We start from the raw sequence: 12,052 nt of genomic DNA, 5'->3' as shown, positions 1-12,052 counted from the left end.
CCTCAGGCGCCCGGTTGCGTCGGCGTGCGAACACCGCCACTCCTCCCGCGTTTCGTCTGCTGCTGCCTCGGGCCGCGCCGCTGCCTGGCCTTGGCGCGGGCCCGGTCCGCCCGCGCCCGGTTGCGTTCGGCCTTCGAGGGCTTCACGGGCTTCGCGGTCCTCGGCCGTTTCGCCCGCGGCGCCTGCTTGCGCGGCCTGCTCGCGTTCACCCGCACCCTCGTGGCACTGACGGCGCCACCCTCCCCCGCGGTTGCCTCACGCGGGGCGGTCAGCTCACGCAGCCACATCGCGGCGACCGCGGACAGCGGCCGCTCGTGGCTGATCTTCGAGGTGATCATCCTGGTCAGGAGGATCGTGACGACGATGCCCCACGCGATCGACCAGAACAGGTCGATGCCGAGGCGGCGTTCCACGGTCAGGACGATCAGGAAGACGAAGACACCGACGCCCCACGCCACATAGCGGGCCCGCCACGGCATCGTCGCCCGCGGGGGCCCGAGCCAGACGGCGTCGACGCGGTAAACCTCGTCGTCGGTACGTATGCGCACTGCTGCCCTCTGCTCAGCCCGTGAAGAGGCCGGCGATCCACGTGCCGATGTTCTTGCCGGCGTCCGTGGTCACCGCCAACCCGATGATGGCCAGTGCGACGATCACTCCGCCCAGGCGGCGCATGACGCCCGCGTTGTCACCCTTGCCACCGCCGAGCCACAGCAGGAGGAGGGCCACCACGAGCAGCAGCAACGGGATGATGTTGTTGAGGATCCAGTCGCGGACGTTTGTCGTGCCCAAACCACCGGTTTCCTGGGCGAGCTCGAGGGTGGTCATGGCGATCATGTTGTTGACTCCCGTGTGCGCGGAGCGTCCCGCTGTTGTGCGTTCGTAGACGAGTAGAGCACGCCCGGATCACGATGTGTAGTGGCGGGGCCGCGCTCCGTAGATCCACATTTCCTGCACTCGCATTCTCCTCGGCGCTCTCGGACGTGCCATCTGACCACACACATGATGCGGCTCGAAGGCCTGGTAAGTCGCATCCACCACTCGTCCGGACCAATCTGCGCGGATCTTCACCCGCCTGCGACGGAGACACATAACTGTAGGTGTGGTGGGAGCGGGGTCAACCCGCTCCCGCTGGCCTGCGTTAACTCGATCGGCCTAGCGGAACAAGGAGAGGCGTGTTCGCCACACCGCCCTTGCACGTTGGGCCGTTCGGCGCAATATCTGTCACTCATGCACAATCGGCCATCCTTTTCCGGGCCGGACGATCGTGATCCAAAAGCCGCACACAGCGTGCTGTGCGCGCTCATCTGGGCGGACGAGCCGGCATGTAAGCCGGATCCTGTCCCCGGCCTCGCGGCCGGTGGGCGGTCATCCATCTGGACCTGCCGTCGCCGGCAGGCTCTAGCGGCCTACCCGCAGGCTCGGGCGGGCCGCCCTCGAACGCCTGCGCAGGAGCCCTGGGGCTCCCTCTTGGCCTTGCTCCGGGTGGGGTTTACCTAGCCACCCCGGTCACCCGGGGTGCTGGTGGTCTCTTACACCACCCTTTCACCCTTACCTGGTCACACCAGGCGGTTTGCTTTCTGTGGCACTGTCCCGCGGGTCGCCCCGGGTTGCCGTTAGCAACCACCCTGCCCTTCGGAGTCCGGACTTTCCTCGACGGGCTTCCACCCGCCGCGACCGCCCTGCCGACTCGTCCGCACCACCCAGGGTAATACCGAAGTGGATCTTGAGTGCCGGTGGTCCGGCACTCGCTACACGGTCAGGTGCGAGGTGTCGTTCACGAGGCGTACCGAAGCGTTACCGTCCGGATACCACTCCACGACCGAGAGCGACGCCAGGTCCAGGTGCAGGCGGAACAGCAGCGACGGGCCGACGTCCAGCCCGAGCCGCAGCAGCGACTTGATCGGGGTGACGTGGCTGACCACCACGACGGTCTCCCCCGCGTACCGCTGGACGAGGTCGTCGCGGGCCGCGCGCACGCGGGCGAGCACGGAGTCGAAGCTCTCCCCGTCCGGCGGCGCCACCCCCGGGTCGCCCAGCCAGCGGCGGTGCAGCTCCGGGTCCCTGGCCGCCGCCTCCATGAACGTGAGCCGTTCCCACGCGCCGAAGTCGGTCTCGATGAGCCCCTCGTGGACCTCCACGGGACGGCCGATCGCCTCGGCCGTCTGCGTCGCCCTGGACAGTGGCGACGACACGACCGCCGCGAAGTCCAGCTGCGCGAGGCGCGCGGCCGCCGCCTTCGCCTGCCGCTGCCCCACGTCGGTCAGCGGCACGTCACCCCGGCCGGAGTAGCGGCGCTCCCCCGACAGTTCTGTCTGCCCGTGCCGCAGCAGGAGGAACCGGGTCGGTGTGCCCGTCGCGCCGGTCCAGCGCGCGGGCGCGGCGGTGTCCATGGGCGCGGGCTGCTCGGAGCGGGACGGCTTGCCGTCCATCGCCTCGTTCGCGAGCCGGTCCGCGTGCGCGTTCTGGGCGCGCGGGATCCACGTGTACGTCACCGTCTCGAACGCCGCCGCCACCTCGTGCGCCGCCGCCGCGAGGGGTTTCAGCGCGGCGTTCTTGATCTGCCAATTGCCGGACATCTGCTCGACGACCAGCTTCGAGTCCATCCGGACCGCGACCTCGGTCGCCCCCAGCTCCCGCGCGGCGGAGAGCCCGGCGATCAGGCCCTGGTACTCGGCGACGTTGTTGGTCGCGATCCCGATGCTCTCGGCCCGCTCGGCGAGCACGTCCCCGCCCTCGGCGAACACCACCGCGCCGTAGCCGGCCGGTCCCGGGTTGCCCCGCGAGCCGCCGTCGGCCTCGACCGTCACCCTCATGCGCTGACCTTCACAGGCCCGATTCCGCCGTGCGCACCATGATCGCGCCGCACTCGTCGCACGTCACGACCTCGTCGGCGGCGGTGCCGGAGATGCGGGAGATGGCGCTGCGGTCCAGCTCGATCCGGCACGCGCCGCACCGCCGGGCCCGCAGCAGCGCCGCCCCGATCCCCTTGCTGGACCGCACCCGCTCGTACATCGCGAGCAGCGGCTCCGGGAACTGCGGCACCAGCTTCGCCCGGTCCTCGGACCGCCGCGCCCACGCGGTCTCGAGGTCGGCGAGCGCGTGGTCGCGCCTGCCGGCCGCGTCCGCGAGCACCTCCTCGGCCTTCGCCAGCTCGACCGCGGCGTGCTGCCCGTCGGCCTCGACCGCCTCGCGCCGCTCCATCAGCTCGAGCAGCTCGTCCTCGAGCGTGGCCTGCCTGCGCTCCAACGTGTTCAGCTCGTGCTCGAGGTCGGTCATCTGCTTGGCGTTGACGGTGCCGCCCGCCAGCAGCGCGCGGTCGCGGTCCTCGCGGGCCCGCACCGCGTCGATCTCCTTCTCCTGCCGCTTCACCTCGCGGTCGAGGTCGCCGAGGGCGGTCTCGTTCGCGACCTTGGCGTCCCTGCGCGCCTGCACGGCCTTCTCGGCCTCGGCGATCTCCGCGAGCTCGGGCAGCGTCCTGCGCCGGTGGTCGATCCTGGCCAGCTCGGCGTCGACGTCGGCCAGCTCGAGAAGTCGGCGCTGCACTGCGGGATCGGCTTTCACCCTGGGAACCTCCGGGTACTACCTGGCCGCCGCGACGGTCCAGGGGTCGGTGCGAAGAGTGGACACGTGGATGTCGACGTTACCGCCGAAGGCGTCGCGCAGGATCGCCGCCGCCTGTTCGCACCACGGCCACTCGCTGGCCCAGTGCGCGACGTCGACGAGCGCGGGCGCCCCCGCGACGGCCGCGTGCTCGCTCGCGGGGTGATGCCGCAGGTCAGCGGTCACGTAGGCGTCGACGCCCAGCCGCGTGACGGACCCGAGGTAGGAGTCGCCCGCGCCGCCGGACACCGCGACTGTCCTGATGGGACGGTTCGGGTCGCCCGCGCCGCGCACCCCGGCCGCGGTGGCCGGGAGGGCCGCCGCGACCCGCTCGACGAACGCGCCGAACGGTTCGGCCTCGGGCAGCTCGCAGATCCGGCCGATGCCGGTCACCCCGTCCTCCCCGGGCGTGAGCGGGCCGACGACGGTGAGCCCGAGCGCCTCGGCGAGCGCGTCGGAGACGCCGGGGCTCGCCGCGTCCGCGTTCGTGTGCGCGCAGTACAGCCCGGCGCCGCCGCGGATCAGCCGGTGCACGATGCCGCCCTTCGGCGTGCCGGCGGGCACCCCGTGCACGCCGCGCAGCAGCAGCGGGTGGTGCGCGACCACCAGCCCGGCCTCCATCGCCAGCGCTTCGTCCACTGTGGACGCCACGGGGTCGACGCAGACCAGCACGCGGTCCACCCGTTCGGCCGGGTCGCCGCACACGAGCCCGACCGCGTCCCACGACTCGGCCAGCTCGGGCGGGTAGGCGGCCTCGAGCACCTCGACGACGTCACCGACGGTCGTCACTTCGCCAGTACCTCCTGGGTGAGTTCCGCGAGCGCGGTCAACAGGTCGTGGCAGCGGGCCGGTTCGCGCACCGCCACGCGCAGGTGGTCGGCGGTCAGCCCGGGAAAGGTGTCGCCGCGCCGGACCGCGATCCCCCGATCCCGCAGCCCGGCGCGGACCCGTTCGCCGTCGCGCACCCGTAGCAGCAGGAATGGCGCGGCAGCCGGTTCGTACACGTGCACACCGGGCAGACGGTTCAACTCGGCGGTCAGCCAGCCGCGGTGTGCCGCCAGTTCGCTGGCGGCGCGCTCGGCCTCGGCGACCGCGTGCGGCTCCGCGCACGCGGTGACGGCCTCGAGCGCGAGCGTGCCGACGGGCCAGTGCGGGCGGTGCTTTCCCAGCCGCGCCAGCAGGTCCGGCGCGCCGAGCGCGTACCCGGCACGCAGTCCGGGCAGCGCCCACGTCTTGGTGAGGCTGCGCAGGACCAGCAGCCCCGGCAGGTCCGCGTCGCCCGCGAGGGACTCGCGTTCGCCGGGCACCGCGTCCATGAACGCCTCGTCGACCACCAGCACGCGGCCGGGGCGGGCGAGCCGCGCGATCTCGGCGGCGGGCCGCAGCTCGGACGTCGGGTTGTTGGGGTTGCCGACGACGACCAGGTCGGCCGCGTCCGGGACGGCACCGTCGACGACGTGGTGGACGGGCACGTCCGCGTCCCGCAGCGCCACCTCGGGTTCGGTGAACGACGGGTGCAGCAGGGCGGCCAGCCTCGGCCGCAGTGCCGGGAGCAGCGCGAAACCCTCCGCGGCGCCGTTGAGGATCAGCACCTCGTCCGGGTCGCGGCGGTGGCGGCGCGCGACGGCGTCGCGCGCCCGGCGGTCGTCGGCCGCGGACGGGTACGTGCCGAGCCGGTCCAGCGCGGCCACGAGCCGGTCGCGCAGCCACGGCGGCGGGGCCGTGCCGCGGACGTTCACGGCGAAGTCCTGCAGGCCCGGCTCCGCGTCCACGTCGCCGTGATGCCGCAGGTCAGTCATGCGCGCGATCCTAGGCGGTACTTGGCGGGGCCCACGCCGAGGAGCTTGGTGAAGTGCCGCGTCAGGTGTGCCTGGTCGTAGAACCCCGCCATGGTCGCCGCCGCCGCGGGCGGGTGCCCGGCGAGCAGGTGACGACGCGCCAGCTCCAGGCGGCGACCGGTGACGTACCGGTGCGGCGGGATGCCGAACTCGCGGCTGAACGCCCGCACCAGCGACACCGGGTGCACGTCCAGCGTCGCGGCGGCCTCGTCCAGCGTCGGGGTGTCCGGCAGGTGCGCGTCCAGCAGCTCACGCAGCCGGTGCGCGGTCGTCGCCCGCACCGGCGGCGGCACGCCGGTGCCGTTCAGGTGCTGCCGCAGCCGGTCGCGGATCAGCGCGAAGCGGCTCTGCGCCTCCAGGTCCTCGCTCCGCAGCGACTGGTGCAGCTGGTGGATCCGCGTCCGCAGCAGCGGGTCGGCGAGCGACGGGTGGTCGACGGCCGCGCCGACCCCGGTCAGGGTGTCGCTCGCCAGGTAGAGGACGCGTTTGCGGAACCCCTCCGGCCGCACGGACCGGCCGTCGTGCGGGACACCGGGCGGCAACAGCGTGACCTGGTCGCGGAGCGCGCCGTGCTCGTGGCGGTCCAGGTCGTAGCGCACCACGCCGTCGTCGACGATCAGCAACGTCCAGGCGTCGTGCGTGTGCGAGGGGTACGCGTGGGTGGTGAACCGCGCGTGGAACACCTCGTGGATGCCGGGCACGTTCGGGCGCCACGCCGTGATCTCGGGGCCCATGGTTAGGAACGTACAAGACCCGGGGCGGTCCGGCGGCGGATCGTGGCGCGGTGAGCTTCTCCACCAAGATCGCCGTGGTCGTGCGCGACGACCTGCCGGCCTGGCAGCGGCTGAACGTGTGTGCCTTCCTGGTCAGCGGGGTCGCGGCCGCCGTCCCCGAACTGATCGGCGAACCCTACGAGGACGCCGACGGCACCAAGTACCTCGCGATGTTCGGCCAGCCCGTGCTCGTGTTCGAGGCGTCGGCGCAGGTGCTGACCGCCGCGCACGGCCGCGCGGTGTCCCGTGGCCTGCCGACGGCCGTGTTCACCGCCGGGCTGTTCGCCACCGGCAACGACGAGGACAACCGGGCGGCGGTGCGGGCCGTCCCACGAGACCGGCTCGACCTCGTGGGACTGGCCGTGCACGGGCCGCGCAACGCCGTCGACAAGGTGGTCAAGGGCGCGCGCATGCACCCCTAGAGCCGGGTGACCTTGCCGGTGTCCAGCTCGTAGGTCGCCGAGACGACCTTGACGCCGTGGTGCGCCACGGCGTCGCTGATGATGTTCGACCGCTCCTGCAGGTACTTCGCGGCGCGGCGGGCCTGCTCGGCCACGCACGCCGCGAGGAACGCGGCCGGGTCCGGGTTCGGCGGGGTCGCCCGAACCGCGGGCTCGATCGAGCGGACCAGCGTCGAGATGTCCCCCGCCACCTCGGTGCCGTGCTGGACGACGTCGATGGTCGCGCCGACCGCGCCGCAGCTCTCGTGCCCGAGCACGACGACCAGCGGCACCGACAGGTGCTCGATGGCGTACTCGATGCTGCCGATGACCGCGGTGTCGAGCACCTCGCCCGCGGCGCGGATGACGAACAGGTCGCCGAGCCCCTCGTCGAACACCAGCTCCGGTGACACGCGGGAGTCGGCACAGCCGAGGATTACCGCGAACGGGTGCTGCCCGTTCACCAGCGACGCACGCCACTCGAGGGACTCGTGCGGGTGCCTCTGCTCGCCGGCGACGAAGCGGTTGTTGCCCGCCACCAGCTTGCGCCACGCCTGCTCCGCGGTGAGCGGCGTGGCCTTCGGATCCGTGGTCCGGCGGCCTGGGGTGGCGGCCGCCGGGGTGGCGCCCGTCGCGAGCGCGGCAGCTGCCGCCGCCCCCGCGGTCACGCCGAACAAGGTGCGCCGGGACAGCCCGGCGCCATCAGTGTTGGTCACTCAGCGAGGTTATTACCACTCGTTCGAGTGACATCCGGACGAGTGGGAGCTACCGCACATACTGGGATGTGAACCCGTTCACAGTGCCGAGCCGCCGGTCGCGTCGATCACCTGACCGGTCACCCAGCGGCCCGCGTCGGAGGCGAGGAACCGGACCACCCTGGCGACGTCGTCCGGCGTGCCGACCCGGTCGAACACCGAGTACGCGGCCGCCGCGGCGCGCCCCTCGGCCAGCCAGCCCGCGTTCATGTCGGTGTCGATGATCCCGGGCATGACGGCGTTGACCGTGATCCCGCGCGGCCCGAACACCGGCGCGAGCGCGAGCCCGAGGTTGTTCACCCCGGCCTTGGCCGCGGCGTAGGCGGGGTGGGTCGGCGCGGCGATCCGCGTGTAGCCGGTGGTGATGTTGACGATCCGGCCGCCGTCGCGCAGCCGGGCCGCGAGCTCCTGCATGAGGAACAGCGGCGCGGTCAGGTTGATCTCGATGATCCGCCGGTAACCCTCGTCGTCGATCTCGCCGAACGGCTGCCTCGCGTCGATGCCCGCGTTGTTGACGAGCACGTCGACGTCGCCCTCCCACTCGGCGGCGACGCGGCGCGCCCCGGCGATCCCGTCGACGTCCAGCGGCGCCTCGATCAGCACCGGCTTCGCGCCCGCCGCGGCGACCAGGTCCGCGGTCTGCGTCGCCGCGGCGCGGTTCGCGGCGTAGTGGATGCCGACGACCTCCGCCCCGTCCTCCGCGAGCCCGACCGCGATCGCCCGCCCGATACCCCGCGAAGCCCCCGTGACCAGCGCCTTCATGACCATCTCCTTTTTGTAGTGATCGCTACTGAAGTCGAATAGTATAGTAATCGCTATGAAAGGTCGACCCCGTTCTTTCGAACTGGGAGAAGTGCTCGACAAGGCGATGACCGTGTTCTGGCGGCACGGGTACGAAGGCGCGAGCCTGGGCAGGCTGCAGGCGGCGACCGGGCTGACGCCGCCGAGCATCTACAACGCGTTCGGCTCGAAGGAGGGCCTGTACGAGGCCTGCCTGGACCACTACCGGGCGGGCCCGGGCGCACGACCGGCGGCGGAGCTCACCGAACCACCGTCCAAGGACGCCGTCCGCGCGTTCCTGGTGGCGGCCGCCCGCGAGTTCACCCAGCCGGGCCGGCCGGCGGGCTGCATGATCTCGACCGCGGCGCTGACCCTCTCCCCCGACCTGACGTCGATCGAGGAGGCGACGGCCGCCCACCGCGCGCGGACGTTGTCGCTGATCGAGGACTACCTGCGCCGTGCGGGCTCCGCCGAACCGCACACCATGGCCCGCTTCTTCGGCGCCATGATCCAGGGCATGTCGGTCCAGGCCCGTGACGGCGCCACCGAGGAGGAACTGACCGCACTGGCGGACGTGGCACTCGCCGCGTGGCGGTGATCGGGCAGACTCGGTGCGTGCACGTGTGCTTCGTCTGCTCCGGCAACATCTGCCGCTCGCCGATCGCGGCGCTGGTCCTGACCGAGCACCTGCGCCGGGCCGGCCTCGCCGACCGGGTGCGGGTGTCGAGCGCGGGCATCGGCCCGTGGCACGTCGGTGAGCCCGCCGACCCGCGAGCGCAACGGGTGCTGGCCGAGCACGGCTACCCCACGAACCACGTCGCCGCGCAGGTGAACGAGGACCACCTGTCCGCCGACCTGCTGCTCGCCATGGACGCCGGGCACGAGGCCGCGCTGCGGGACCTCCTCAAGCACCAGGGCGACACCGACGAGCGGCTCGTGATGTTCCGCTCGTTCGACCCGCGCGCCACCGAGCCGGACGTGCCGGACCCGTACTACGGCGACTTCGCCGGGTTCGTCGAGGTGCTCGGGCTGGTGGAAGCCGCGATGCCGGGACTGGTCGAGTGGATCCGCGCGAACCTCGACTGACCGCGCTGCTCGGGCAGCCGGTCGCCGCGACGATGCCGCTGGGCGGCGCGTACCGGCTGCGCCTCGCGGACGGCGCCGAGGTCGTCGCGAAGCGGCACGACCGCCCCCGCGGTGTCGCGGCCGAGGCGGCGGGACTGCGGTGGCTCGCCGCTGGCGGTCTCCGGTGCCCGCACGTGCTCGCCCACGACGAGGAATGGCTGGTCATCGAGGCCGTCACGGTCGGGTCGCCGAGCGTCGCCGCCGCCGAGGCGTTCGGGCATGAGCTCGCCGCGCTGCACCGCACGGGCGCGTCCGCGTTCGGTGACGCACCACCCGGCGGCCCCGTCGACGGGTGGATCGGTCTCGCACCGATGCGGAACGTGCCGGGACCGGCCTGGCCGGAGTGGTACGCGGCGCACCGCGTCCTGCCGTACCTGCGGGACGCGGTCGACCAGGGCGTGCTCCACGACCCCGGTCCGATCGAGGCGGTGTGCGAGCGGATCGGCGAGCTGGCCGGTCCCGCCGAGCCACCCGCCCGGCTGCACGGCGACCTGTGGAGCGGCAACGTCCTGTGGGGCGCCGACGGCCACGTGTGGCTGATCGACCCGGCGGCGCACGGCGGCCACCGCGAGACCGACCTCGCCATGCTGCACCTGTTCGGGTGCCCCCACCTGGACCGGATCGTCGCCGCGTACGACGGGGCCGGCCCGCTCGCCGAGGGGTGGCGCGCCCGGATTCCCCTGCACCAGCTGTTCCCGCTGCTGGTGCACACCGTGCTGTTCGGCGGCGGCTACGGGGCCCAGGCGGTGGCGGCGGCCAGGGCGGTGCTGGGCGGTCTCTAGCATGGGTGTGTGCGGTTGCGGTTGCTGCTACGCCCGGGATGGCTGGCACTGACGGCGCTGGTGCTGATCTTCGCCGGCGTCTGCTTCACGCTGCTCGCCCCGTGGCAGTTCGACCGCCACGAGGAGCGGTCCACGACCAACGACGCCATCAACCACGCCGCGAACTCCGACCCCGCCGAGCTGAACTCCCTGCTCCCCGCGGGTCAGCGCCCCGACGCGAGCACCGAGTGGCGCACGGTCCGGGTCACCGGCGAGTACCTGGCCGACGAGGAGGTCGTCGCCCGGCTCCGCACCGTGCTCGGCCAGCCCGCGTTCGAGGTGCTCACCCCGTTCCGCATGACCGACGGCTCGATCGTGGTGGTCGACCGCGGCTACGTGCGGCCCGTGCAGGGCACCAAGTCGGTGACGGTGCCCCGCTACGCGGCCCCGCCGTCCGGCGAGGTCACCCTGACGGCCCGCATCCGCGCCGACGAGCGCGACCCCCGCGACCGCCGCGCTGAGTCCGAGGGCGGGCGGCCGCAGGTGTACGCGGTCGGTTCGGGCGTCGTGGCACGGGCCACCGGCCTGGACCTCCGCCCCGGCTACCTGCAGTTGGAGGAGGGCGCTCCCGGCGTGCTGGGCGCCCTGCCGCTGCCGGACCTCGACGCCGGGCCGTTCCTGTCGTACGCGCTGCAGTGGATCGCCTTCGGCACGATGGCCCTGCTGGCGTGGCTGTACTTCACGTGGCGCGAGATCAAACCGGGCGGCGTCCTGGCGGCGCCGAAGGCGGACCGTCCACGCCGCGTGTCGGTGGCGCAACAGATCGCGGAGGAAGAAGCCCGCGAACGCGCCGCCCTCAACTGACCGAAACGCCTCCGACCCGGGTCGGCGCACCCGCTCGCGCGCGCGATGGCAACCCCCACCCGATCCCGGGGGCCACCCGCCATGCCAGTCTACCGGTGACCACCGACAATTCCAGGGCGCGAGCCGGAATTGTGGATAACCGGGTGGGCTGTGGACAACTCAGCGGCGGCTGCGGAGCACGGCGATCAGTGCCGTGATCGCCGCCGTCAGGCTGCCCACCACGCGGGACAGTTCGACCGCGCGCGTGACGTGCCCCGAGTCCGGGACACGGCCTTCGCCCAGGATGGGGCGTTCCTCCACGCCGTGGCGGTACACGGTGCGCCCACCGAGGCGGACCTCCAGCGCGCCGGCGAACGCCGCCTCCACCGGGCCCGCGTTCGGGCTCGGGTGCGCGGCCGCGTCGCGGTGCCACGCCTGCCACGCGCCACGCCACGAGCCGCCGACCACCGGGGCGCCGACCACCGTCAGCGCCGCCGCCATGCGAGCCGGGAGCAGGTTCAGCACGTCGTCCAGGCGGGCCGACGCCCAGCCGAACCTGCGGTACCTCGGTGAGCGGTAGCCGACCATGGCGTCCAGGGTGTTCACCGCGCGGTAGCCCAGCAGCGCCGGCACACCGCCCACCGCGCCCCAGAACAGCGGCGCCACCACCGCGTCCGACGTGTTCTCCGCCACCGACTCGACCGCCGCCCGCGCGAGTCCTTCCGCGTCGAGGGTGCTCGGGTCGCGGCCGCACAGGTGCGGGAGCCGGTCACGGGCCGCGGCCAGGTCGCCCGCGTCCAGTTCACGGCCGATCGCCGCGCCCTGCACGGCGAGTGAGCGGCCGCCGAGCACCACCCACGTCGCCGCCGCCGTCGTGAGTGTCCGCAGCACCGGGCTGCGCCTGCCCGCCCGTTCGATCGCGACGCCCAGCGCCACGACGCCGCCGCTCAGCACGGCCGCGTGCGCGACCCCCACGAGCTTGTCGTCGCGGTAGAGCGCCTTCTCGACCCGCTCCGCGACCTTGCCGAACCCCGCCACCGGGTGCCGTCTGCGCGGGTCGCCGAACGCACCGTCCGCGGCCACCCCCAGCAGCAGCCCCACCGCACGCGCCACACTGACCAACCGATTCACCCCTGT

Annotated in this window: 15 protein-coding genes and 1 other RNA gene; 5 read left to right on the top strand and 11 right to left on the bottom strand. The window is 73.0% G+C overall.

Features of this window, described 5'->3' with window-relative positions; translation table 11 throughout:
* Window positions 1–2 precede the first annotated feature (2 nt).
* From ACYQ77_RS42350 to ACYQ77_RS42315, 8 genes are all read right to left on the bottom strand, one after another.
* Window positions 3–548 (bottom strand): hypothetical protein, encoded by a 546-nt coding sequence (locus ACYQ77_RS42350; protein WP_459722858.1) that lies wholly within the window; start codon window positions 546–548, stop codon window positions 3–5.
* 13 nt (window positions 549–561) lie between these two features.
* Entirely contained in the window at window positions 562–834 is a 273-nt protein-coding gene (locus ACYQ77_RS42345) for a hypothetical protein (protein ID WP_459722856.1), read from the bottom strand.
* 475 nt (window positions 835–1,309) lie between these two features.
* Window positions 1,310–1,690, bottom strand: an RNA gene (gene rnpB, locus ACYQ77_RS42340) — RNase P RNA component class A.
* Between the two features lie 58 nt (window positions 1,691–1,748).
* A complete protein-coding gene (locus tag ACYQ77_RS42335) occupies window positions 1,749–2,813 on the bottom strand; it encodes a bifunctional RNase H/acid phosphatase (RefSeq protein WP_459722854.1) in 1,065 nt (354 codons plus the stop codon).
* Between the two features lie 10 nt (window positions 2,814–2,823).
* Complete coding sequence (locus ACYQ77_RS42330) at window positions 2,824–3,561, bottom strand: zinc ribbon domain-containing protein (protein WP_459722851.1); 738 nt, start codon at window positions 3,559–3,561, stop codon at window positions 2,824–2,826.
* An 18-nt stretch (window positions 3,562–3,579) separates the two neighbouring features.
* Window positions 3,580–4,389, bottom strand: a complete 810-nt coding sequence (locus ACYQ77_RS42325) for a Nif3-like dinuclear metal center hexameric protein (RefSeq protein ID WP_459722850.1) — start codon at window positions 4,387–4,389, stop codon at window positions 3,580–3,582.
* A complete protein-coding gene (cobC, locus tag ACYQ77_RS42320; protein WP_459722847.1) occupies window positions 4,386–5,399 on the bottom strand; it encodes an Rv2231c family pyridoxal phosphate-dependent protein CobC in 1,014 nt (337 codons plus the stop codon). Before cobC ends, ACYQ77_RS42325 begins: the two co-directional genes overlap by 4 nt.
* Window positions 5,396–6,172, bottom strand: coding sequence for a helix-turn-helix transcriptional regulator (locus ACYQ77_RS42315; protein WP_459722846.1), 777 nt, complete (start codon window positions 6,170–6,172; stop codon window positions 5,396–5,398). Before ACYQ77_RS42315 ends, cobC begins: the two co-directional genes overlap by 4 nt.
* Window positions 6,173–6,222: 50 nt before the next feature.
* Between ACYQ77_RS42315 and ACYQ77_RS42310 the strand changes: the two genes are divergently transcribed.
* Window positions 6,223–6,633 carry a DUF2000 family protein gene (locus ACYQ77_RS42310; protein ID WP_459722844.1) on the top strand — a complete coding sequence of 137 codons (411 nt, stop codon included), beginning with the start codon at window positions 6,223–6,225 and terminating at the stop codon, window positions 6,631–6,633.
* On the opposite strand, the gene ACYQ77_RS42305 is transcribed toward ACYQ77_RS42310, so the two are convergent.
* Together ACYQ77_RS42305 and ACYQ77_RS42300 are read right to left on the bottom strand one after the other, a co-directional pair.
* Window positions 6,630–7,367: a carbonic anhydrase gene (locus ACYQ77_RS42305; protein ID WP_459722843.1), complete on the bottom strand. Its 738-nt coding sequence runs from the start codon at window positions 7,365–7,367 to the stop codon at window positions 6,630–6,632. The two genes, ACYQ77_RS42310 and ACYQ77_RS42305, sit on opposite strands and share 4 nt — an antisense overlap.
* A gap of 78 nt (window positions 7,368–7,445) precedes the next feature.
* Complete coding sequence (locus tag ACYQ77_RS42300; protein WP_459722840.1) at window positions 7,446–8,168, bottom strand: SDR family oxidoreductase; 723 nt, start codon at window positions 8,166–8,168, stop codon at window positions 7,446–7,448.
* Window positions 8,169–8,223: 55 nt separating this feature from the next.
* On the opposite strand from ACYQ77_RS42300, the gene ACYQ77_RS42295 reads away from it, so the two are divergent.
* From ACYQ77_RS42295 to ACYQ77_RS42280, 4 genes are read left to right on the top strand one after another with little or no spacing between them, the layout of a single operon-like run.
* On the top strand, window positions 8,224–8,784 hold the full coding sequence (locus ACYQ77_RS42295; protein WP_459722838.1) for a TetR/AcrR family transcriptional regulator: 561 nt from the start codon (window positions 8,224–8,226) through the stop codon (window positions 8,782–8,784).
* A 17-nt stretch (window positions 8,785–8,801) separates the two neighbouring features.
* Window positions 8,802–9,272, top strand: a complete 471-nt coding sequence (locus ACYQ77_RS42290; protein WP_459722836.1) for a low molecular weight protein-tyrosine-phosphatase — start codon at window positions 8,802–8,804, stop codon at window positions 9,270–9,272.
* 32 nt (window positions 9,273–9,304) lie between these two features.
* Complete coding sequence (locus ACYQ77_RS42285) at window positions 9,305–10,093, top strand: fructosamine kinase family protein (protein WP_459722928.1); 789 nt, start codon at window positions 9,305–9,307, stop codon at window positions 10,091–10,093.
* A 9-nt stretch (window positions 10,094–10,102) separates the two neighbouring features.
* Window positions 10,103–10,936, top strand: coding sequence for an SURF1 family cytochrome oxidase biogenesis protein (locus ACYQ77_RS42280; RefSeq protein ID WP_459722833.1), 834 nt, complete (start codon window positions 10,103–10,105; stop codon window positions 10,934–10,936).
* 159 nt (window positions 10,937–11,095) lie between these two features.
* On the opposite strand, the gene ACYQ77_RS42275 is transcribed toward ACYQ77_RS42280, so the two are convergent.
* A complete protein-coding gene (locus tag ACYQ77_RS42275; protein ID WP_459722830.1) occupies window positions 11,096–12,028 on the bottom strand; it encodes a cobalamin biosynthesis protein in 933 nt (310 codons plus the stop codon).
* Between the last annotated feature and the right edge of the window lie 24 nt (window positions 12,029–12,052).

The organism is Actinophytocola sp. KF-1 (assembly GCF_054661535.1).
The sequence above is the reverse complement of the archived record's forward strand: the minus strand, read 5'-3'. Positions and strand labels throughout refer to the sequence as shown.

Excerpts from the sequence above, each read along its gene's own strand:
- ACYQ77_RS42295 (WP_459722838.1), top strand. The coding sequence starts at position 8,224 with ATGAAAGGTCGACCCCGTTCTTTCGAACTGGGAGAAGTGCTCGACAAG.
- ACYQ77_RS42300 (WP_459722840.1), bottom strand. The coding sequence starts at position 8,168 with ATGAAGGCGCTGGTCACGGGGGCTTCGCGGGGTATCGGGCGGGCGATC.
- cobC (WP_459722847.1), bottom strand. The coding sequence starts at position 5,399 with ATGACTGACCTGCGGCATCACGGCGACGTGGACGCGGAGCCGGGCCTG.
- ACYQ77_RS42335 (WP_459722854.1), bottom strand. The coding sequence starts at position 2,813 with ATGAGGGTGACGGTCGAGGCCGACGGCGGCTCGCGGGGCAACCCGGGA.
- ACYQ77_RS42315 (WP_459722846.1), bottom strand. The coding sequence starts at position 6,172 with ATGGGCCCCGAGATCACGGCGTGGCGCCCGAACGTGCCCGGCATCCAC.
- ACYQ77_RS42285 (WP_459722928.1), top strand. The coding sequence starts at position 9,305 with ATGCCGCTGGGCGGCGCGTACCGGCTGCGCCTCGCGGACGGCGCCGAG.
- ACYQ77_RS42345 (WP_459722856.1), bottom strand. The coding sequence starts at position 834 with ATGATCGCCATGACCACCCTCGAGCTCGCCCAGGAAACCGGTGGTTTG.